Annotated in this window: 22 protein-coding genes and 2 pseudogenes; 21 read left to right on the top strand and 3 right to left on the bottom strand. The window is 57.4% G+C overall.

Going from position 1 to position 21,146, the window contains the following annotated elements; translation table 11 throughout:
• Positions 1–171 precede the first annotated feature (171 nt).
• Together BRAGE_RS0130555 and BRAGE_RS0130550 are read left to right on the top strand one after the other, a co-directional pair.
• Positions 172–459: a type II toxin-antitoxin system Y4mF family antitoxin gene (locus BRAGE_RS0130555; RefSeq protein ID WP_027564960.1), complete on the top strand. Its 288-nt coding sequence runs from the start codon at positions 172–174 to the stop codon at positions 457–459.
• Positions 459–1,739 carry a type II toxin-antitoxin system HipA family toxin gene (locus BRAGE_RS0130550; RefSeq protein WP_035730241.1) on the top strand — a complete coding sequence of 427 codons (1,281 nt, stop codon included), beginning with the start codon at positions 459–461 and terminating at the stop codon, positions 1,737–1,739. The genes BRAGE_RS0130555 and BRAGE_RS0130550 overlap by 1 nt, the downstream gene beginning before the upstream one ends.
• 213 nt (positions 1,740–1,952) lie before the next feature.
• Here the strand turns inward: BRAGE_RS0130550 and BRAGE_RS55110 are convergent, their stop codons facing one another.
• A complete protein-coding gene (locus BRAGE_RS55110; protein ID WP_141263450.1) occupies positions 1,953–2,528 on the bottom strand; it encodes a hypothetical protein in 576 nt (191 codons plus the stop codon).
• A 66-nt stretch (positions 2,529–2,594) separates the two neighbouring features.
• Here BRAGE_RS55110 and trbG point away from each other — a divergent pair, with 66 nt between their 5' ends.
• The 3 genes and pseudogenes from trbG to BRAGE_RS50170 all read left to right on the top strand — a co-directional run bounded on the left by trbG (position 2,595) and on the right by BRAGE_RS50170 (position 4,951).
• Positions 2,595–3,506 carry a P-type conjugative transfer protein TrbG gene (gene trbG / locus BRAGE_RS50180; RefSeq protein ID WP_051378176.1) on the top strand — a complete coding sequence of 304 codons (912 nt, stop codon included), beginning with the start codon at positions 2,595–2,597 and terminating at the stop codon, positions 3,504–3,506.
• Positions 3,497–4,697: pseudogene (locus BRAGE_RS50175) on the top strand (TrbI/VirB10 family protein). The gene trbG and the pseudogene BRAGE_RS50175 overlap by 10 nt, the downstream one beginning before the upstream one ends.
• Positions 4,694–4,951, top strand: a complete 258-nt coding sequence (locus BRAGE_RS50170) for a DUF2274 domain-containing protein (RefSeq protein ID WP_035730239.1) — start codon at positions 4,694–4,696, stop codon at positions 4,949–4,951. Before BRAGE_RS50175 ends, BRAGE_RS50170 begins: the two are co-directional and overlap by 4 nt.
• A gap of 327 nt (positions 4,952–5,278) precedes the next feature.
• Here the strand turns inward: BRAGE_RS50170 and BRAGE_RS57145 are convergent, their stop codons facing one another.
• Positions 5,279–5,827, bottom strand: a complete 549-nt coding sequence (locus BRAGE_RS57145) for a LysR family transcriptional regulator (RefSeq protein WP_159073988.1) — start codon at positions 5,825–5,827, stop codon at positions 5,279–5,281.
• Positions 5,828–6,298: 471 nt separating this feature from the next.
• Between BRAGE_RS57145 and BRAGE_RS0130520 the strand changes: the two are divergent.
• The 8 genes and pseudogenes from BRAGE_RS0130520 to BRAGE_RS0130485 form a co-directional block, all read left to right on the top strand.
• A pseudogene (locus BRAGE_RS0130520) lies at positions 6,299–6,537 on the top strand (pimeloyl-CoA dehydrogenase large subunit); the annotation flags it as partial.
• Positions 6,538–6,720: 183 nt separating this feature from the next.
• Positions 6,721–7,869, top strand: a complete 1,149-nt coding sequence (locus BRAGE_RS0130515) for a thiolase domain-containing protein (RefSeq protein ID WP_027564965.1) — start codon at positions 6,721–6,723, stop codon at positions 7,867–7,869.
• On the top strand, positions 7,869–8,261 hold the full coding sequence (locus BRAGE_RS0130510) for a Zn-ribbon domain-containing OB-fold protein (protein ID WP_027564966.1): 393 nt from the start codon (positions 7,869–7,871) through the stop codon (positions 8,259–8,261). The genes BRAGE_RS0130515 and BRAGE_RS0130510 overlap by 1 nt, the downstream gene beginning before the upstream one ends.
• 288 nt (positions 8,262–8,549) lie before the next feature.
• Positions 8,550–9,707: an ABC transporter substrate-binding protein gene (locus BRAGE_RS0130505; protein ID WP_159073989.1), complete on the top strand. Its 1,158-nt coding sequence runs from the start codon at positions 8,550–8,552 to the stop codon at positions 9,705–9,707.
• A gap of 38 nt (positions 9,708–9,745) precedes the next feature.
• Positions 9,746–10,621 (top strand): branched-chain amino acid ABC transporter permease, encoded by an 876-nt coding sequence (locus tag BRAGE_RS0130500; RefSeq protein ID WP_027564968.1) that lies wholly within the window; start codon positions 9,746–9,748, stop codon positions 10,619–10,621.
• A gap of 4 nt (positions 10,622–10,625) precedes the next feature.
• Positions 10,626–11,603: a branched-chain amino acid ABC transporter permease gene (locus tag BRAGE_RS0130495; RefSeq protein WP_028146432.1), complete on the top strand. Its 978-nt coding sequence runs from the start codon at positions 10,626–10,628 to the stop codon at positions 11,601–11,603.
• Complete coding sequence (locus BRAGE_RS0130490) at positions 11,600–12,379, top strand: ABC transporter ATP-binding protein (protein WP_027564969.1); 780 nt, start codon at positions 11,600–11,602, stop codon at positions 12,377–12,379. The genes BRAGE_RS0130495 and BRAGE_RS0130490 overlap by 4 nt, the downstream gene beginning before the upstream one ends.
• Positions 12,366–13,091 carry an ABC transporter ATP-binding protein gene (locus BRAGE_RS0130485; RefSeq protein ID WP_027564970.1) on the top strand — a complete coding sequence of 242 codons (726 nt, stop codon included), beginning with the start codon at positions 12,366–12,368 and terminating at the stop codon, positions 13,089–13,091. The genes BRAGE_RS0130490 and BRAGE_RS0130485 overlap by 14 nt, the downstream gene beginning before the upstream one ends.
• Before the next feature lie 109 nt (positions 13,092–13,200).
• Here the strand turns inward: BRAGE_RS0130485 and BRAGE_RS53495 are convergent, their stop codons facing one another.
• Positions 13,201–14,031: an IclR family transcriptional regulator gene (locus tag BRAGE_RS53495; RefSeq protein WP_084335113.1), complete on the bottom strand. Its 831-nt coding sequence runs from the start codon at positions 14,029–14,031 to the stop codon at positions 13,201–13,203.
• A gap of 207 nt (positions 14,032–14,238) precedes the next feature.
• On the opposite strand from BRAGE_RS53495, the gene BRAGE_RS0130475 reads away from it, so the two are divergent.
• The 8 genes from BRAGE_RS0130475 (at position 14,239) to BRAGE_RS0130440 (ending at position 21,084) form a co-directional block, all read left to right on the top strand.
• Entirely contained in the window at positions 14,239–15,441 is a 1,203-nt protein-coding gene (locus tag BRAGE_RS0130475) for an acyl-CoA dehydrogenase family protein (RefSeq protein WP_051378172.1), read from the top strand.
• A 101-nt stretch (positions 15,442–15,542) separates the two neighbouring features.
• Positions 15,543–16,043 carry an FAS1-like dehydratase domain-containing protein gene (locus BRAGE_RS0130470; RefSeq protein ID WP_027564973.1) on the top strand — a complete coding sequence of 167 codons (501 nt, stop codon included), beginning with the start codon at positions 15,543–15,545 and terminating at the stop codon, positions 16,041–16,043.
• Positions 16,040–16,465, top strand: coding sequence for a MaoC/PaaZ C-terminal domain-containing protein (locus tag BRAGE_RS51855; protein ID WP_051378170.1), 426 nt, complete (start codon positions 16,040–16,042; stop codon positions 16,463–16,465). Before BRAGE_RS0130470 ends, BRAGE_RS51855 begins: the two co-directional genes overlap by 4 nt.
• Before the next feature lie 14 nt (positions 16,466–16,479).
• On the top strand, positions 16,480–18,030 hold the full coding sequence (locus tag BRAGE_RS0130460; RefSeq protein ID WP_028146431.1) for a class I adenylate-forming enzyme family protein: 1,551 nt from the start codon (positions 16,480–16,482) through the stop codon (positions 18,028–18,030).
• 8 nt (positions 18,031–18,038) lie between these two features.
• Positions 18,039–18,428, top strand: a complete 390-nt coding sequence (locus tag BRAGE_RS0130455) for a RidA family protein (protein ID WP_035730236.1) — start codon at positions 18,039–18,041, stop codon at positions 18,426–18,428.
• A 171-nt stretch (positions 18,429–18,599) separates the two neighbouring features.
• The gene (locus BRAGE_RS0130450) at positions 18,600–19,349 is read left to right on the top strand and encodes an electron transfer flavoprotein subunit beta/FixA family protein (RefSeq protein WP_028146430.1); all 750 of its coding nucleotides are present in this window, start codon (positions 18,600–18,602) and stop codon (positions 19,347–19,349) included.
• Positions 19,349–20,278, top strand: coding sequence for an electron transfer flavoprotein subunit alpha/FixB family protein (locus BRAGE_RS0130445; RefSeq protein WP_028146429.1), 930 nt, complete (start codon positions 19,349–19,351; stop codon positions 20,276–20,278). The genes BRAGE_RS0130450 and BRAGE_RS0130445 overlap by 1 nt, the downstream gene beginning before the upstream one ends.
• 389 nt (positions 20,279–20,667) lie before the next feature.
• Positions 20,668–21,084, top strand: a complete 417-nt coding sequence (locus tag BRAGE_RS0130440) for a PaaI family thioesterase (protein WP_027564870.1) — start codon at positions 20,668–20,670, stop codon at positions 21,082–21,084.
• Positions 21,085–21,146: the final 62 nt, after the last annotated feature.

Below are 21,146 nucleotides of genomic sequence, written 5' to 3'. Positions count from 1 at the left end.
CACCCCGATGACCGTGAACGGACCGCGGCGATGTTGAAAGCTGAGCCGTCAGATGTCGTCGATCGGCGACATGCGGCGACATGCGGCGATGTCGCCGAAAGGCGACATTTTTGATTGTCAGCGAATGGCGACAAATGATAATGTAAGCGAACGCTGACATTCGAATTTCCCATGCTTACACGTACCGCAGCCGATCTTGGCGCCGTCATCCGTGACCGGCGCAAACGGCTCAAGCTCGACCAGTCGACGCTAGCCAAAAAGGTTGGTGTCAGTCGCCAATGGCTCATTGAAGTCGAGCATGGACATCCGCGCGCAGAACTCGGGCTAATCCTCCGCGTCCTCGATGCTCTCGGCATTAAGCTCGATGCAGACAGCAATCCCTCCGCGGGCCGCGGCGTCCCGAAAACCGCCGTCGATCTGGACGCCATCGTGGCGAAAGCCAAAAAAGGCAAGCCTTAATGGCCGAGCTCATTGCACTCTTGGACGGCAACGAAGTCGGTCGCGTCCGAAGTGATGCACGCGGCCGGCTGACCTTTGGCTATGACAATGCATGGCGCAACGCTGAGGGAGCCTATCCTCTCTCGCTTTCGATGCCGCTTGCCGCTGAGGAGCATGGTCCAGTCGCCATTCAGGCCTTCCTGTGGGGGCTGCTTCCCGACAGTGAGCAGGTGCTCGAGCGTTGGGCCAAGAAATTTCAGGTATCAACGCGCAACGTGTTTGCTCTCATCCCGAACGTCGGTCAGGATTGCGCAGGCGCCGTTCAGTTTGTCACGCCGGATGGACTGGACGCCCTGAAAACGGGCCGAGATGACAAGATCGAATGGCTTGACGAGCCGGAAATAGCAAACCGGCTTCAAGCCTTACGCGAGGATCATGCTGCCTGGCGTCTGCCCGGCGATATGGGTCAATTCAGCCTTGCGGGCGCCCAGCCTAAAACTGCTCTTGTCCTCAAAGACGGCAAATGGGGCATTCCGTCCGGCCGCATACCGACCACCCACATTTTGAAACCGCCGCCAGGCCATTTCGATGGTCACGCCGAGAACGAGCATATCTGCCTGCAGCTCGCGCGAGAACTCGGGCTGCCGGCCGCTGAAACCAAGGTGATGCGCTTCGAAAAGGAAATCGCAATCGTCGTTGAACGCTACGACCGGCAAGTCAGTGGGAACGACATCATTCGGGTTCACCAGGAAGATATTTGCCAAGCCATGGGCATCCCGCCGACCAAGAAATACCAGAACGAGGGAGGACCAACGTCTGCCGACGGGATCGAGCTCTTACGGACATACTCGACGGACCGCGACGCGGACCTTGAGACGTTCGTCAGCGCTTTGGGCTTCAACTGGCTCATTGGCGGTTCCGACGCTCACGCCAAGAACTATTCCTTGCTTTTGGCTAGCGGCCCGCACGTACGGCTTGCGCCGCTCTACGACATAGCTAGCATTCTTCCTTACGATCACGTCGACCCGCGGAAGGTTAAGCTCGCCATGAAAGTCGGGGGCGAGTACAAGCTCGACCAAATTGGCTTGCGTCAATGGCAGAAGTTCTCGCGCGAAACGCGGGCTGATGCGGATGTGGTCACTGCTACTCTTATCTCCATGGCGGGGCAGATCCCCGACCTCGTTAACGACATCCGCGCGCGCGCGCAAAAGGAGGGATTGGAGAACGCCGTTATCGAGCGATTGGCAGCGGCTTTGACCAAACGAGCTCAGGACTGCGAACGCGTTCTGAAGGGAACCTAATTTTTGGGCTAGCAGATCGATCCGCACGGGCAGCACCAGCCGCGGCATGTTGATCGTCGGCATCGACGTCGAAAGCGCTTCCGCAATTGGCGCGCCATTTCGCCCACAGCATCCGTCCGCGAAAGAGCTGCTTCGATCAGAAGCGCGACTGCTCGCCGTGGCTCGCCAGCCTTTTCAAGGGAATCCGACCAACCCGCCTCACCCTTCGCCACATCAACAGCAGTAAGAATTCGCTGGAGAGTTTCTGGCGCCGCATCGCTCATCACCTCGACAAGAGGCTGACTTCCCTGAACCAGCTTGAATTTTGTCGGGATAGTCCGACACCAAGAGCAAAAGGTCGGGGCGTTCTTGCGCAAATTGCGCAACGATCACCGCGGCAAATTGCCAAGCGCAATGATCATGTTGGGCCAATCGAATTGTCTTCCCGGCTTCAACATGTGCAAATGCAGCCTTCGGTGCAATGCAAGCGACACGGGGCGAAAGCTTTTCAATTCGGGGCAAATTGCGGAAAATAACTTCCTGTATGAGCTCACGCGCGGCTTTATCATTATAGCTGACAGCAATAAATATTTCGGATTCGTGCGATAGATTTGCCCAGTCATCGCCTATTGTTCGCTCGATCGTACCCCAGTCAAGCGCGCGAACCGTCGCCGCGTACTTTGATCTGTTCGCTTTTTGAATGAATGCCAGCAGGAACGTTGCATTCTGAAAATCGCGCCGGCCGACGGCGGATAGCTGCATCGCCAAAATCTTTGGATTAAATTTTGCGCAGATCGATTTCGCCAGCATGAGGCGCCGCTTTTTGGGCGCGAACTTACGAACGTAGGCGCCGAGCGGGTCAGATACACGCAGAACGTGGTCTACTATAACGCAGAGCCGGCAACGCTCACTGCGGATCCGCCGTCGCCCGTCAAGATCGTCGAACTGCCCAAGCCCTTGCCGCTTCCCGGCCAGTTGAAACCACTCGCCGCCAGCAAACGCGTTCCGGAAGCCGCCGACCCAAAAGTTCGCGTCAAACAGGCCAACGCCGCGGCGCGCGTGCAGCCGGTCCGCGACGGTTTCATCAACGCGGTCCAGGTCTATCCCTTCTCGGGCGGAGCCCTCTACCAGGTCTATACGGCGCCCGGCCAGATCACCGATGTCGCCCTCCAGGAGGGCGAGCAACTTGTCGGCTCCGGTCCGGTCGCTGCCGGCGACAGCGTGCGCTGGATCATCGGCGATACCGAGAGTGGCGCCGGTGCGAGCAAGAAGATCCACATTTTGGTCAAGCCGACGCGGCCGGAGTTGATCACCAACCCCGTCATCAACACCGACCGGCGGACCTATCTCCTCGAGCTGCGCTCGACGGAGAAGACCTATATGGCCTCGGTCTCCTGGCAGTATCCCGAGGACCAGCTCATTGCATTGAGGCAGCAGAACGCGACGGCTGAAGCAGCCGCGCCGATTGCGGCCGGCGTCGATCTTGGCTCGATCAACTTCCGCTACGCGATCGAGGGCGATGATCCGGCCTGGCGTCCGCTGCGCGCTTTCGACGACGGCAACAAGGTCTACATCGAATTCCCCAGCGGGATCGTCCAGGGTGAGATGCCGCCGCTGTTCGTCATCGGTCCGGCCGGCGGCTCCGAGCTCGTCAATTACCGGGCGAACCGCAATTACTACATCGTCGATCGTCTCTTCGCCGCCGCCGAATTGCGGCTTGGCGACAAGGACAGCGAGCGGCGCGTGAGCATCGTCCGTACCGACGGAAGGCCGCGCGCATGGCGATAGGCAGCGAAGACGAACGTCAGAGCGAGATCCCGCACGTCGCGCCGCCGGATCTTCGGCTCCGAGGCGAGCGGCCTCCTGTCACACGCCTCTCGCGCAAAATGCTGATCGGCCTCGGTGCGGTGTCTGCCGTCGCGGTCGCAGGCGCGCTTGGCTACGCGTTGCAGACCCGCAACAAGCAGCAAGCCGGCCAGGAGTTGCTCAGCACACAGAACCTCCCTTCACCAGAAGGCTTTGCCGCCTTGAAGGACTGCACGGGTTTGCCACGTCAGGCGCCGCCGCTCGGGCCGCCGCTGCCCGGCGATCTCGGCAAGCCGATCCTCAACGCAGGCGCGGCACCCAACACCGTGGTCCCGGGAACGGCGCCCGATCCGGAGGCGCAGCACAGATCCCAGGAGATCGAGGCAGCCCGAGTCAGCCGCCTGTTCGCGCAGACCGTTCAGCAACCGCAGGGCGTCGGGCAGCCTATCCCGAATACCTCGACCGCAACCGCGACGACGCCGGCTGCAACACCTCCCGTCGACGCCGGGTCTGCTCAGAATATGCAGGATCGCAAGACGGCCTTCCTCAACGCGTCGACGGACAAGCGCACGGTCAGTCCCGACCGGCTCGAAGCTAAGGTCTCTCCCTATGTCGTGCAGGCAGGTACCGTGATCCCGGCTGCGCTCATCACGGGCATCAGGTCCGATCTGGCCGGCCAGATCACCGCTCAGGTCACCGAGGCGGTGTATGACAGCCCATCCGGCAAATATCTCTTGGTTCCCCAGGGCGCAAAACTGATCGGTCAGTACGATAGCTCCGTCGCGTTCGGCCAGAGCCGCATCCGTCTGGACCCGCATCATCATGCCGGACGGCAACTCGATCGTGCTGGAGCGCCAGCCCGGTGCCGACACCGGCGGTTATGCAGGCCTTGAGGACGAAGTCGACAACCATTGGGGCATGCTGTTCAAGGCCGCCGTTCTATCGACTCTGCTCAGTGTCGGCGCCGGGGCGGGCACGAGTCAGAACGAGAACAATCTTGTTCAAGCGATCCGCAGCGGCGCGTCCAACAGCATCAGCCAGACCGGCCAGCAGATCGTGCAGCGCCAGCTCAACATCCAGCCGACGCTCACCATCCGGCCAGGTTTCCCGGTCCGTGTGATTGTGACCCGCGACCTAGTGCTGACGCCTTACCGCAAGGGAGGAATACCGTGACAAAACTCAAGCTTGGGCCGCTCGAAGACGACAAGCCGGTCAAGCTCACTGTTGAGCTGCCGGCGGCAGTCTTCAGGGATCTCAAAAGCTACGCCGAGATCTTGTCGCGTAGCGGAAGCGCGGCCACGCCGACCGAGCCCGGCAAACTGATTGCCCCGATGATCGAGCGCTTCATGGCGACTGACCGAGCCTTTGCGAAGGCCCGGCGAAACGGTGGTCAGTCTGTACCTGGCTCAGCTGAGAGATCCGGATAGCGCTCGCGAAGGAGGTCGAGAAACGGACGCAGCGATGGATTGCTGTTCGCCTGCCGCCAATAAGCGCGAAAGCTCAGGCGGGTTGGGCCCTCTGCATCATGCACCTCGCGGAAGGTGACACCCGGATAGGTCGCGCCGGTGCGCACCTTCCAAGGCCAGCAGCATCCCCCAGCCTGCGCCGACCAGGGTGAGTAGCCGATCGAGCGACACATCATCACGAAGCACCGGGCAGGGATCGGAAGCTCCCAACTTGCTGATGAGCAGTTTGTGGAATTCTGGGCCCGGGCCGTGCTGTGACAACAGTAGGGTTTCGTGCCGCAGTTCGCCTCAATGAACCATATTGCGGGCTGTCAGCGAATGGTGTTCGGGAAGAGCGACGACGACACGCTCGCTCCAGACCAACAATGTCTTCTCGGTCCACCTTGGATTGGGCTCGGCCACGAATGCGATATCAATGGCGGAATTGACGAGATCGGAGATCAGTTGGTCTCTCGTGCCATCGACCAGATGTGGATCGACATCGGGGAAACGATGCCGGTGCTCCAGAAGGGTGGCTCGGAGATTGCCGGCCGAGAGAGAGGCGTGGATGCCGATGATCAATCGGCCGCTCTCACCACGCGAGTGGGTCTTGAGGCGCGCGGTTATGGCTTCCGTCTCACCCACGATGCGCCGGGCGGCATCGAGGAATTCCAGACCTTGGAGAGTTGGTCGCGTGCCTCCGTTGGTGCATTCGAACAGCGTGCTGCCGATCTTGTGTTCGAGATTGCGCAGGCAGCGACTCCGCGTCGACTGCTTGACCCGCAGTGTCTCTGCCGCTTGGCGGAGGCTTCGGTGCTGAGACGCGGCGATCGCCCAGCGTAGACCGCGAAATTCCATAGGCACGATTGAAACTTCACGGCGAGTTACAGCGACAGGGGACAGCCCACATCTAGAGGCACCCATCGCCTGCGCCTCGCACTGCCCTGCCACTAGGTCAGCTTGTCTCAAATACTTTCGTGGTACGCGAGACGGCACGGCGGCTGCGTTTAGCTTCCAGCGTAGTTGTCTCCTCTCCATCAGTTCAGCTCTTCGGGTGAATGATGTGTAGGCGGTTCCGTCGGAATACTGGATGTTGCCGAACGGCACGAGGCACGTCCTCGAGACTGTTGTTTACCTGCTTTAACGTGGCTGTTCGGGGACCGACCAATACATATGTCGTATCGATCGAAGTCAAAATCGGTATTTAACAATTAGCCCGGTTGCTGATGATCTAAATCGATTGTCATTCACGCAACGGGAGTTTCCGCCAGCGCGCCAACGCAACGCATATGTTTTCTTCAGTGGCGTTTGCGGACCGCGTAGGGATCGAAGAGTAAGAGCACCACGATGCGACCGGTCCAAACCATCGACGGCGGCCATGAGGTCGACGAGGCCCTCCTGGATGACGTCGAAGTGCCCATCGAAAACTTGATCGGCGAGGAGAACAAGTGCTGGGACTACGCAAAAATCATTGCCCAAATCGGCCGCTCGAAAGAGCGCATTCGCCGCATTAAACAATGGCATCCAAGATCGAGTCCGGGAGGCGCCCAATCATCGAAGATCCCGCAAAAATGATGTTGGTCCATTTGAGACCACGTCTGTTGCACTAACTGAGTTCGAGCGGCTGGTGACGCTCCATGAGCGAAAAAAAGGCCGTCGAGATCAGTGACCTCTCGGGCAAATGTTCTCGAAACGGCGCGCTACGATTAATCCAGAGGTCAAGTTTACTATTTGTGAAAGCGGAGAAATTCTTGAGCATCGGGGGTAAGGCGTACATCGCCGGAATTTACGAGCATCCGACCCGGCATGCACCGGACAAGTCGATCGCGCAGCTGCATGCCGAATGTGCGCGCGGCGCGCTAGCGGATGCGGGGCTCAGCAAGGACGATGTCGACGGCTATTTCTGTGCCGGCGATGCGCCCGGCGGGCCGATGGCGATGGCCGATTACATGGGGCTCAAGCTGCGTCATTTTGACGGCACCGAAAGCGGCGGCTGCTCCTACATCATTCATCTCGGCCATGCGGCGGAAGCAATCGCTGCGGGACGCTGCTCGGTCGCGCTGGTGACGCTGGCCGGCAAGCCACGCACCGGCAGTGCACCGGCGCGCGCCGTCGGGCCGGAACTGGATTTCGAAGCGGCTTATGGCGCCACCACCCACAACGTCTACGCTATGTGCGCGCTGCGCCACATGCATGAGTTCGGCACAACCGGCGAGCAACTCGCTTGGGTGAAGGTCGCTGCCTCGCACCATGCGCAATACAATCCGCATGCCATGTTGCGCGACATCGTCACGGTCGAGGACGTCATCAATTCGCCAATGATCGCTGATCCGCTGCACCGGCTGGATTGTTGCGTGGTTACCGACGGCGGTGGCGCCTTCATTGTGACCACGCCGGAGATCGCCAAAAGCCTGAAGCGGCCGCGGGTGCGGTTGATCGGCGCCGGCGATGCGTTGAAAGGGCCGCGCGGCGGGCGCCGGCTCGATTTGACCTATTCGGCGGCGGTGTGGTCGGCGCCGGCGGCCTTCGCCGAAGCCGGCGTGACGGCGAAGGATATCAAATACGCCTCGGTCTACGACAGCTTCACCATCACCGTGGTGATGCAGCTCGAGGATCTCGGCTTTTGCAAGAAGGGCGAGGGCGGCAAGTTCGTCGCCGACGGCAATCTGATTTCCGGCGTCGGCAAGCTGCCGTGGAACACAGACGGCGGCGGCTTGTGCAGCAACCATCCGGTGAATCGCGGCGGCATGACGAAAATTTTGGAAGCGGTGCGCCAGTTGCGCGGCGAGGCGCATCCGAAGGTGCAGGTGCCGAATTGCGATTTGGCGCTGGTTCACGGCACCGGCGGCATGCTCGGCATCCGTCATGGCGCGTCGACGGCAATCCTGGAGCGGGTGTGATGAGCGAGCGGAAGACTTATCCGGCCCCACATGGAAATGCCGAAACCAAGCCTTTCTGGGATGCGGCTGCGCAAGGCAGGTTCTTGATCAAGCGATGCACCGCGTGCAACCGACCACATTATTTTCCACGGGCGACCTGCCCGTTCTGCTTTTCCGATCAGACCGTGTGGGAAGAGAGCTCGGGCGAGGGCGAGATCTACACCTTTAGCATCATGCGCAAGTCAGCCACGGGTCCTTATGCCATCGGCTATGTGACGCTGAAGGAGGGCCCGTCACTGCTGACCAACTTCGTCGACTGCGATTTCAAGGCGCTGAAAATCGGCCAGCGCGTTAAGGTGGTGTTCAAACCGAGTGATGGCGCGCCGCTGCCGTTCTTCACGCCGGTGACGTAGTGCGCGGCTTCTACCATTGTCGTCGACAGCAACGGATATGCGATCGCGAGCGCTGTGGCGCCCCCCATTATCGACAGCGGCATGCACGATAATTCGCCGATGTTGCTCGATTTTTGGACCTGCCCGCCGCTTGACAGAAGTTTGACGGCCTCTTACGCTTACCGAAATTCGAGCCAAAGTTCCGAAAAGTGATACTTCGCTCGGTTCATACAGAAATGCTGCCGTCCACTTTTTCGGCATTGGCGCAAAAATCTGGAGCGCGAAATCGACGCGCGAGAGGGGATGGGAATGAATAGACGCGACTTTCTGACTGCAACCGCCTGCACCGCATTTGCTTTCTCCGGATCTTGGTCTTCCGGCGTCGCTCGCGCAGATGACGATATCATCCTCGGAGCAGCGGTCCCTTTGACCGGGCCATTCTCACTCTCTGGACGGATCTACTATGATGCGCTTCAAGTCGCGCAAGATGACCTCAATGCAAAGGGCGGCATCGGCGGCCGAAAGACGAAGATCATTTTCGAAGACACGCAGTCGTCCAATACGGGAGCTATCAATGCTTTCGTCAAGTTGTATCAGGAGTATAGACCGTCGCTAATGTTTCTCAGCAGCTACAGTACACAAAATGTGGCGACTTCACCCGAGATTCTCAAAGCTGAGATTCCCGTTTTTTATGCCGGCGGTGCTCGCACCGTATCTGCACTTAACAATAAGTGGATGTTTCGCATCCGACCTGAAGACGCACTCGCAGCTATCGGTATGGCTGAGTACGCAAAAGACGGACTTTCGAAGTCTAAACCCGGCGTGCTCTTTATTCAGAACGACTTTGGTCAGGGGGCGGCCGGCTTGGCAATCGAGGCCTTTAAGAGACAGGGCATCGAACCAGTTGGATCAGAAGCATATGGCGGAAACGACAAGGACATGTCGGCGCAACTTCTTAGCCTCAAAGCAAAAGGCGCGGATTCGCTGTTGCTTTTCTGCTATGCAGTAGATGCGGCGCTAATCGTTCAACAAGTCAAGCAACTGGGACTCGGTATCCCGATCGTTGCATCGTCGGGCCTCTTCTTGCCAACGACAGCCAACCTCCTTTCGCCATCGGACTACCAAAACGTCTGGGGTGTGACCGATGGTGTACTAGACGATTCCGCAGGCGGCCCAGTGAAGGAGTTCATGGACAAGTACAAGGCTCGCTTCAAGCGAGACGCCGACCCGTATGCGGCGGCCTATTACGATGCTGCCATGATCGCTTCGGATGGTATTTCTAAAGTTGGAGCAGATCCATCCAAGTTGCGAGACTATATTGCGGGATTGCAGGGCTACAAAGGATTAGCCCATGTATATTCGTTTGATTCCGCTAGGGATGGTGTGCACTCGGTAGCAGTCGTTAAGATGAAGCCCAGTTCAAAGCAGATCGAGTTGGTCAAAGAAATTACACCTTCGTTGCCGTGATCTCGCAATAATTTGCCGCAGGGACTGAGCATCAAAAAATGGGACCACTTCTGCAACTCGTTTTAAATGGGTTAGCTTTGGGCAGTATCTACGCACTGATCGCTTTGGGCTTTGTCATCGTTTACACTGCCACGGGAGTGGTAAACTTTGCAGCCGGAGAATTTGTCATGATAGGCACATTCCTCGCTGTATCTGCGATTGTGCAGGCAGAGTTGCCGCTATCGGTTAGCTATGTTGCGACGTTGTTCGGCATGGCAATCTTCGGGCTTCTCTTCTACGCGCTCGTTTTTCTTCCCTTGCAGCGACGGCCTACAGTTACGGTTATTATCGGCACCGTGGCAGCTGGCATCGTGATCCAGAACACTGCCGCACTCATTTGGGGAAATCTTCCGTTCAGGCTGCCATCTCCTTTTTCTGGGCAGCTCGTCACGATTGCCGGTAGCATTGTGCCAGTTCATCAGATAGCCATCCTGTGCGTGACAGCGGTGCTCGTCATTGGCCTCTACTTCCTTCTTTACCGCTCAGTACTCGGCAGTTCGATGCGTGCTACGGCGCAGGATGTCGAGACTGCGAGGTTGATGGGCATCGCGGTCGACCGGGTCTTAGCATTTTCGTGGGTGCTCGCGGCCCTTCTCGCGGGAGTCGCGGGCCTTCTGTTGGGTCCTGTCTGGTTTGCAGACGTAAACGTAGGGGGGCAGCTCGCTCTCAAAGCGTTCGCGGCGACGATCATCGGAGGATTCGGCAGCATTCCAGGAGCGATATTAGGTGGATTGTTCGTCGGGCTAACAGAGATACTGGGGGCATCATTCATTTCGTCAACCTACAAGGATGGCTTCTCGTTTCTGTTGATGTTGCTGTTTCTCCTTATGAGGCCGCAGGGCATCTTTGGCGAACGCGTAGCGGATCGTGGATGACCGCATGACTTCCCTTAAGCGCGAACAGCTCGTAACCATCGGTTTTCTAGTCGTACTCCTTGGGCTACATTTCCTAGTGTCGGAGTATTCGGTCAGACTGTTGAACCAGTCGATCATCGCCTCGATCGTAGTGCTGGGTCTTAACTTCGCTTTTGGCTGGGCTGGTTTGATCACGCTCGCTCAAGCCGCTTTCGTTGGCTTCGGTGCTTACGGTACTGCATTGTTGACGACCGTCCTCGGGTTTGACCCATGGCTTGCCTCCGGCGTCGCCGTCCTCGGGGCGGCTTTGATCGCACTGTTGCTGGGCATACCGACACTCCGGCTGAGCGGTCATTATCTGGCTCTTGCGACGCTCGGCCTGAACGTCAGTTTTGGCGTAGTGGCCTCAAACTGGATCGAGCTAACCGGAGGGACGAATGGCATCGTTCACATTCCTTCCTACCATGTGGCGGGTCTGCAGTTAGACAGTGAAGTGCTGTTCTTCCGCCTCGCGTGGGTCGTACTAATCGTCCTGACCGTGCTGGCCTACCGGATTAGAATGTCGCGCTTTGGCCGAGAAATGATCGCGCTGCGCGATGATGAGATCGCAGTCCAAATGTCAGGCGTTAATGCATTTCGGTTAAAGATGATGGCCTTCGTCATTGGAGCCGCCTATGCGGCTGCTGCTGGTGTATTGTTTGCCCACCACAGCAAATTCATTTCGCCCGGCGATTTCGATCACGTTCATTCAATTTTCTACCTTTCAATGCTGATTATAGGCGGTGAAGGCGCCATCTTTGGAGCTATCTTGGGCGCTGTGCTTGTTACGTTTCTTCCTGAGTGGCTGAAGCCGGTTGGAGACGCGTACTTAAGTGTTTTTGGCGTCGCGGTAATACTTGTTCTCGTGTTCATGCCTAGGGGGTTAGTGAGCTTGCTGCCATTGTTGAGTCCACGGCAGACCAGGAAAGAGAAACTGGTCAAGTCGGCGGAGACTGCAGCATGAGCGCGCTACTTGAAGTTAAAGAACTCTCTAAGAATTTTGGCGGCGTTCAAGCACTAAGCGACATTGCCTTCGATGTTGAGGAAGGCAAGATATTTGCTCTGATCGGCCCAAACGGCGCCGGCAAGAGCACTATGCTCAATGTCTTGACTGGATTGCTCAAGCCCTCAAAGGGAAAGATCCTACACCAAGGAAGTGACCTGGCTGGCTGGCCAGCATACCGTGTTGTCGCAAGAGGGATCGGGCGTACGTTCCAAAACGGTCGTCTCTTCTCCAGGTTATCTGTGATCGAGAACGTGATGATCGGTGGAAGTACAGTAACCGAGGCGTCGGTTTTATCGACTTTGCTCAGTACGCCTAAATTTCGCAAAGATGAAGCGGAGCTGCGCGAGCGCGGGATGAAGTTATTGAATCGCCTTGGATTGGCAGGGGTTGCAGAAGTCGCGGTCGGGTCGCTCCCCTACGGTCAGCGAAGGTATGTAGAACTGGCGCGTGCATTGATGCCGAGGCCGAAGCTTCTTCTATTGGACGAACCGGCGGCCGGGCTCAATTCCGGCGAAGTTGAGGATCTGATCGTGCTGCTCGCAGCGCTTCGATCAGAAGGGATTACAATTGTCGTGATCGAGCATCACATGGGCCTCATCATGCGTCTCGCAGACCATATCGTAGTTCTCAATTTTGGTCGAAAGATCGCTGAGGGAAAGCCGTCGGAGATCCAGCGAAATCCAGCCGTGCTCGAGGCTTATCTCGGTGGGGGTTATCGCCATGCTGGCGTGTGAGAATTTGGAGGTCTTTTACGGTGCGGTAGCTGCACTTAAAGGCATCAATATGAAAATCGAACGTGGCGAGATTGTCGCATTGTTGGGCTCAAACGGTGCGGGGAAAACCACTCTCTTAAGAACTCTTTCCGGCCTTGTTCGTCCACGTAGCGGCGAGTTTACGTTCGATGGGGTGAAGCTTGGCAACATCAGCCCGGAGCGTCGGGTCAGGATGGGTCTTGCCCACGTGCCTGAAGGACGCCGTGTCTTCCCAGGGCTTACCGTGCTCGAAAATCTCATTGTTGCTACCAACGCTTGGAGGCGGCGGGGCGAGAGTATCGAGGGCGATCTCGATTCTGTGATGCAGCTGTTTCCGCGGCTCCGCGAACGCGCCAAGCAACACGCATGGTCCCTTTCTGGTGGCGAACAGCAGATGCTTGCTATTGGTCGGGCTCTTATGTCCAGGCCGCGCTTGCTATTGCTCGATGAGCCTTCGCTCGGGCTCGCCCCGAGGATAGCGGAAGAGCTTTATGAGAAAATACGCGAGATCAATCTGAAGGGTGTAACTGTACTGCTGGTCGAGCAAAATACCGTGCTCGCCCTCTCCGTCGCACGTAGGGCATATGTGATCGAACTCGGGCGGCTGACTATTGAGGGCGCGTCGGAGGAGATTGCAAATGATCCTCGGGTCCGCGAGGCCTACTTAGGTGCGGATGCCGCGACCGTCGCGTAAAAAAATTTGCATTCGTGGTTGATGATGGAGGCCGGCTGCCAATGCAGAAAGGAGCAAGGGGAGCGCGCCGTCTCCGTAGTCGTGTGCAGAGGCCCGTCGGAAACAAACTTTACTTCTTATCGCGGAGTGAGAGGATTGTTGCCAAAACGCCAGCTAGCTGCTGCAACTGGGACAACAAGTGCGGCAGTTCTTGCGCAATTTTTTTAGTGATCGGTCCTGTTACCGCCACCGAGTAAATTACCCCCGCATCGCGAAGTAAAATAGGTACTGCGAGAGCCGACATTCCATCGTTGATGCCGTTTATGCAGGTGGCGTAGCCGAATTTCCTGGCGTCGCGAATTTCCTTTTGTACGAGCTTAGGGTCCGTGCAGGTCTCGGATGTGAAGGCTTTCAACGGTCCCGCCAGGGCTTTTCGCACGATATCCTCGTTCTGGTGGGCTAGAATCATCTTGGCTGATGCTCCCACATGTTGTGGGATTTCCTGACCAACTTCGACGTAGCTTCGCCACTTAGGGTCCCCGTAGGCTGACGCAACGACAAAGACGCGGTGGCCGGACAAGCACGACAGGAAATAGCACGCCTCGCCATAATTTGCTGCAGCCTGTGACAAGTGGGGCAGCGCTGCTGCTTCAATCCAATCGGTCGTTCGAGAGGCGTGAAGAAGGCGCGTGAGACGCGTGCCCAAAATTATATGACGTCCTCTGTCGCCTCCCTCCACAAGACCGGAGCGCGCTAGTACGCGCAGCAATCGATGCACCGTCGATTTCGGCAATTGAAGCGCGTTAGCGATTTCGGTGGAGGAAAGTTCGTCTGGAAAGGCCGCCACTAACTCTAAAAGAGACATGTAACGCTCGAGCGGTCCCGATGCGTTGCCGGAGGCGTCGTCCTGGTCCAGTAGCTCTTCTCGCTCAATCTTATTGGTTCGAACGTTGTTGCTCAATCTGCTCACCGGTCGTTTAGGCACCAAAGCCCTTCGGTCATTTTGTTGCGTACCACTTTATCAGCAAACCGCAATTGACAGGTCGCGCGGTGGGTGCATAAATCGGAAAAGAGTTCCGGTTTTTGGAAAAGATAGTCTTCCTTTCCGGGGCTGTCAACCGATCCGCAATCTGTGCGCGAAACAACCCTGCGAAGGTGGAGACATTTCATGAAGACTAGCGGTTCGGGAGATCAGGCGTTGGGCGATAAGCCGATGAACTTTGACGCTCCTGAAGAGCATGAGCTTTTGCGGCAGAGCGTCCGCCGCTTCTTCGCTGAGGAGCTGCCTGAAGTAAAAATCAGAGAGATGGATCAGGCTCGTAAAGTGCCGAAGGCTCTGTGGAAGCGCTTCGCCGAGTTGGGGTGGATGGGCCTTTCGATCCCGGAGGAATACGGCGGTAGCGGGGCGGATTTGACGACTGGCGTCGTGTTTTGCGAGGAGCTGGCGCGCCAGTTTCCTTCGCTTGGCGCTGACTATGTGATCTTCGCGATGGCGGCACGGGCTCTTCGTGAGCACGGGACGCAGAAGCAGAAAGACGAACTTTTGCCGCGCATGGCACGAGGTGAGTTTATGTTCGCCTTTGGTATTACCGAGCCGAGCGGGGGTACAGACGTGCTCTCCCTCACTACTCGCGCGCAGCTCGACGGTGAGGAGTGGGTTATCAATGGTCAAAAGGTCTATACAACTTTTGCCGACGACGCGGATGCGATCCTAGTTGTTTGCAGGACTGATCCACCTAGCGAAGGAAAGCGTGCGAGAGGGCTGTCCCTGATTCTCGCGCCGCGAAACCAGCCGGGGTTTGCCATCCGACGTCTCCACCTAATGGGAATGCGGGCGGCCTGTACATGCGAAACCTTCATCGAGAATGTGCGTGCGCCAGCGGACGGATTGCTCGGCGAGCGTGGTCGTGGATGGTACCATCTCCTCTCGACGCTCGACGAAGAGCGTATCCTGTCCGCGGCGCTCTATGTAGGGATTATGGATGGAGTCTTGGCGCAAGCGACCCAGTACGCAAGCGACCGCGCGGCCTACGGACGTCCCATTGGTGCCTTTCAAGCGGTGCAGCATCCTATCGCAGAAATTGCTACGGATCTTGAACTGTCGCGAACGATGGTGACAAAGGCCGCGTGGCTCCTCGCCAGTGGTCGCGAGTGCTCGAAAGAAGCCGCGATGGCCAAGGTGTTTGCGTCGGAAGCGGCCGTTCGTTCGACGGATCGCGGATTGCGCGTATTGGCCGGATACGGCCTAGTTGAAGAGTCGCCAATGGAGCGGTTGTTCCGAGATACACGGCTTGGTCCGTTCAGCCCTATTTCCAATGAGATGGCCCGCAATTTCATTGGACAGAGGCTCGGTTTGCCACGCTCTTACTGAAGCGAAGTGGAGGCAGTGGCCGGGCGTATCCGCAGCCTCGCTTGATAGATCGCTGGTGCCCGCATCCAATCTTTGAGGCTTATTTTCACCGAAGAGGTCGCATGTCACTTCTTACAGATGAACTGAAGGCGTGGATCGGGAAGGAGGTTCACTATCCCGCACGCGAAGAGTTGAGCAGGGCGTCAATCAGGTACTTTGCCTTGGCGTTGGGAGACCGCAATCCGTTATATGTCGACGACGAATACGCGCGAATGGCTGGTTACCCATCAGCTATCGCGCCCCCGACATTCGTTGTGGACTCCTGTCAGTACGCGCATCAGGCTCCAGCCGAGAACGGATACTTCGCTCATGAGTGGGATCTGCCCGTGTCGGGTTTCCGAACCGTGCGAGCGGGAAATGATTATGAATTCTTTAGGCCGATTCTGCCGTCCGATCGCGTGTCCGTCACCTGGAAGCTGGAAGATATTGTTGAGAAGCAGTCCTCTCGTGGCGGCACGCAATTGTTCATCATTTCGGTAGCGAGCCATTTCGATGACGACGGCAGTTTGGTTGCGGTAAATCGCGAGACCCAGGTGCTCCAACCGATAGATCCTGCAACATGATCAAAGCGACCCTTCGTCCTTCTGATATCGCTGTCGGCGATACGAACCACCTAGAGAGTACGACCCTTAATGCCGCGAGCCTGATGGCGTACGGAGCCGCAACGTGGGACTGGGCTCGTATTCATTACGATCTTCCCTATGCTCAGAAGCTTTCGTTTCCAAATGTCTTCGTTGATGGGCAGACATATGGTGCGATCATGGCCCGACAACTCATTGACTGGTTCGGACCGCGAGCATTCATCAGCAAGATGTCTCTGCGCTACCGAAACATGGTGTTCGCTGGAGAAACGATTGGAGGGGTTGGAGAGGTGGTTGATCTCCAAATGTTCGGTGATTACGCGATCGCGATAGTCTCGCAAGTCGTGCACAGAGGTAGCGACACAGTCGCCACCTGTCAGGCTGAAGTAAAGCTCCCGTTCTGAAAAGTCAGCATACAATGATCAACATCGGTACGCACCTAACTTACGCTTCGCTTCGGTGGCCGGAAAAAGCTGCAATCATTTTCGAAGGGAAGCGTTGGTCCTTCAGCCATTTGAATCGTCTCGCAAACAAAGCTGCGAATGCCTTTCTTGCTAGCGGCGTAGAGAGAGGGGATCGCGTTGCTGTTCTGACGTGGAATTTGCCTGAACAAGTCGCGTCATTTTACGGTCTACTAAAGATCGGGGCGGTCGCGGTTCCGATCAACTACCGACTGGCCTCGAACGAAGTCAAATACATCATCGATAATTGCGAAGCGAAGGTGCTTCTGTTTGATGAAGATTGCCGGACGACCGTCGAGCCTATCAAAGCGGACCTTCCGAGCATTAAGAGATTTATCTACATCGGCGATCGACCGCAGCCCGGCGATTTGTCATTCCAAACGTTCGTGGACGCTGCGTCCGACCTGGAGCCGGAAGTGCGCGCGGGTGATTCCGACCCTGCCTTCATTATGTATACTTCTGGAACAACAGGGCATCCTAAAGGAGCAGTGCGAAGTCACTTTGCGGAAATGATGGGCGTAGCAATCCACTCATTGCAATGCGGCTATCGGCACGACGATATCGGCCTTCACAACAAACCCTTGTTTCATATCGCTCAACTTCAAAATCAACTTATTCCATTCATTCTACATGGCGCGACGGCCGTCATGACGCGCGGCTTCGATGCTCATGAGACGCTGTCGCTCGTTGCGAGGGAGCGCATTTCAATTCTGCATGGTGTGCCTACGCAGCTAATCATGATGATGCAAATGGATCTTTCGAAGTATGATCTTTCGTCGCTTCAAATAGGTCTCTACGGCGGCCAAACCCTCAACGATCATACAACGCGAGAGTGCAAAAGGCTTTTTTCGAAGGCATTCTACAATATGTACGGTGCCACCGAGATCATCACCGTCTTGGGGTTGGATTACCATCTGCGGCCCGACAAAATAGGGTCTGTCGGGAGAGATATGGCCAATGTAAGGACCCGCATTATTCGTTCGGAATCTACGGACCCGGCCGACGTGGTGCGACCTGGTGAGGTCGGGCAGTTGATCGTCCAGACGCCGGCCATGATGACTGAGTACTTCCGAATGCCGGAAAGGACGTCGAAGGCAATTCAAGACGGTTGGTACTTCACAGGCGATGCATCAGTCGCAGATGAGGAGGGCTTCGTGACCGTGCTCGGTCGAGTGGACCACACGATCAAATCGGGAGGGGAGAACATTCACCCCTCGGAAGTGGAAAATGTCCTCTTCGAACATCCTGGAATTGCTAACGCTGCCGTGGTCGGCCTGCCAAGCGACAAATGGGGAGAGGTTGTCTGCGCTGCAATCGTTCGAAGAGATCGAGCTCTGACGGCAGAAGCGCTCGAGCAATACTGCATTGAAAGTCCTGATTTGGCGAATTTTAAACGCCCGCGACACTACTTCTTCGTCGATGACGTTCCTTCGAATTCTACGGGGAAGGTTGAGAGAGGGAAACTCAAGACGCTACTGACCGCCAATCTTCCGAAGCAGCTCGATTAGGAGAAATTATGTCGATTTTTCAACCCTTGTTCCCTCATGACAAATGGCCCTCGCGCTACACGTTTTCGCCAGGAGTCAAAGTTGGGAATCTGATTTTTCTATCTGGAACAACGGGCACCGATGACGCGGGAAATATTGTCGGCGAGGGAGATATTGTCGCGCAGACACGGCGGATCTTTGAGAAATTCGAGGCGGTTCTGGCGAGCGGCGGATTGAGCCTCGCCAACATTGTCGAGACGACGGATTACTTTCTTTCTTTCGACGACTATCAAAAGACGGCGGCATTACGACGCGAGTTGCTCAAGGGGCCGCCGTGGCCCGCCGCTACGGGAGTTCAAGTGAGTGGACTGATCCGAAAGGGCGCGCTGATCGAGATTAAGGCCATAGCCGCGACATAGGTTAAGCCAACCGGGCGTTTGTGGCTCACGTGTCGGGAGAGGTCCCGCCTAGGAGTTTCGTGCCTGATCGCGATTTGAGTACGTCCAATGCGATCTCGTCGGCAGCTTGTGAGATCGGCAAAAACGCGCGGAGTTGCCGACTTTTAAGCTATAATCCTGCGGAAGGGGATCATGAAGGTTCTTGTGTCGGTAAAACGGGTGCTCGATTACAACGTCAAGGTCCGCGTCAAGGGCGATGGATCGGGCGTTGAACTCGCCAACGTCAAAATGTCCATGAACCCGTTCGACGAGATCGCAGTCGAGGAAGCGCTGCGTCTGAAGGAAGCCGGCAAGGCGACCGAGGTCGTGGTGGTCTCCATCGGACCGGCGCAGGCGTCGGAGACGATCCGTACCGGTCTTGCCATGGGCGCCGATCGCGGCATCCTGGTGAAGGCCGAGGGCAACGTCGAGCCGCTCGCCGTCGCCAAGATCCTGAAGAAGGTTGCTGAAGAAGAGCAGCCGGGCCTGATCATCCTCGGCAAGCAGGCGATCGACGACGACAGCAACCAGACCGGCCAGATGCTGGCCGCGCTGCTCGGCTGGTCGCAAGCGACCTTCGCCTCGAAGCTCGAGGTCGAAGGTTCGGACTTCAAGGTCACGCGCGAAGTCGACGGCGGCCTACAGACCGTGAAGCTGAAGGGACCGGCGATCGTCACCACAGACCTTCGCCTCAACGAGCCGCGCTATGCCTCGCTGCCCAACATCATGAAGGCGAAGAAGAAGCCGATCGCGGAGAAGGCCGTCGCCGATTACGGCGTCGACGTCACCGCGCGTCTCGAGGTCCTCAAGACGACTGAACCGGCAGGCCGCAAGGCGGGCGTCAAGGTGAAGGACGTCGCCGAGCTGGTGTCGAAACTCAAGAACGAAGCCGGGGTGCTCTGATGACGACGCTTCTGATTGCCGAACACGACAATGCGTCGTTGAAGGATGCGACCAACAAGGCCCTGACCGCGGCTGCCGCGCTTGGCGCGGACGTCGAGGTGCTGGTGGCCGGCCAGAACGCCAAGGCCGCGGCGGACGCCGCTGCCAAGCTCGCCGGCGTCAAGAAGGTGCTGCTCGCCGACGGCGAGACCTATGCGCACGATCTCGCCGAGCCGCTGGCCGCGCTGATCGTCTCGCTGGCGCCGTCCTATGATGCGATCGTCGCGCCAGCGACCTCGCGCTTCAAGAACGTGATGCCGCGTGTCGCAGCCCTGCTCGACGTCATGCAGGTCTCGGAGATCATCAAGGTGGTCGCGCCCGATACCTATGAGCGTCCGATCTATGCCGGCAACGCCNTCCAGACGGTGAAGTCGAAGGACGCCAAGAAGGTCATCACGGTCCGCACCTCCACCTTCGCCGCTGCCGGTGAAGGCGGCAGNGCGCCGGTCGAGAGCGTTGCTGCGGCGGCCGATCCGGGCCTGTCGACCTTCGTCGGCGAGGAAGTCGCCAAGAGCGACCGTCCGGAGCTGACCTCGGCCAAGATCATCGTCTCCGGTGGCCGTGCCATGCAGAGCCGCGAGAACTTCGCCAAGTACATCGAGCCGCTGGCCGACAAGCTCGGCGCCGGCGTCGGTGCCTCGCGCGCNGCNGTGGACGCCGGCTATGCCCCGAACGACTGGCAGGTCGGCCAGACCGGCAAGGTGGTGGCCCCCGAGCTCTATGTCGCGGTGGGCATTTCCGGCGCGATCCAGCATCTGGCCGGAATGAAGGACTCCAAGGTGATCGTCGCGATCAACAAGGACGAGGACGCGCCGATCTTCCAGGTCGCCGACTACGGCCTGGTCGCCGACCTCTACCAGGCGGTTCCGGAATTAAACGACGCGCTATAGAAGATAACTAAAAAGAGCGCGTTCTCGAAGAAATCGGGGTCACCCTCCAATCAAAACGCCAGTTAGTCTCGACTGCTGCTCTGAGGGCGCTCCAGCTTACTCACGATAGGACGACGGGAGCTATTCTGCCGATGATAAGCGCAGTCCCGCAAAGAGGAGCACTGAATTCCACCAACATAAATGTTACGGGTATCAACTTCGGTTCCGTCGTTCGCACGCGAGATTTCGGTCGATTTCATTAGCAAGCAATTGGATCGCCTGCTCTACACCCGCGTCTGCGCGCTGCAGAGCAGATAAATGCCCTGGGCGTCTTGGATGACGAGAGTAGTGGGTCGTTGCAAAAATAAAATGGCGATATGAGGCGGCCATCAATTAGCGGAGTCGAACGGATGGATGAAGCGCTGGTTCAGGAACTTGTTGCCAAGAGCATCGGCGATGGTAGTCAAGACTTTGGATCATTTTTCTTGTCGCGGTTTTTCGGCATGGCGGTTGCTTACGAAGCCGACGCCTGCAAGGTAACGATGGGCGTCAAGCCTTATATGTTTAATCCGCAAGGGTCGCTTCACGGCGGCGCGATCGCCACGGCTTTAGACATCTCGATGGGACACCTTATCAAACATCAGTTCGGGCCCGGCGTTACATTAGAGATGAAAGTTCAGTATTTCACGCCCGTCCGCAGCGGCCTACTTACCTGCTGTGCGACTCTTTTGAAAAGAGGGCGCAAGACGTTTTTTGTTCAATCGTCGGCGCGAGTCGGCGATGGCGAGATGATTGCGCACGCGACGTCTACATGGAAGCTATTGTGATTGACGTTTGTCTTGAAGGTTAGACGCGCAATTTTTGAATCGCGGGCCGTCGTTCCTTCGTC

The sequence above is a fragment of the Bradyrhizobium genosp. SA-4 str. CB756 genome, from assembly GCF_000473125.1.
GTDB lineage: Bacteria > Pseudomonadota > Alphaproteobacteria > Rhizobiales > Xanthobacteraceae > Bradyrhizobium > Bradyrhizobium arachidis.
This window is presented reverse-complemented; position numbering and strand designations above follow the sequence as displayed.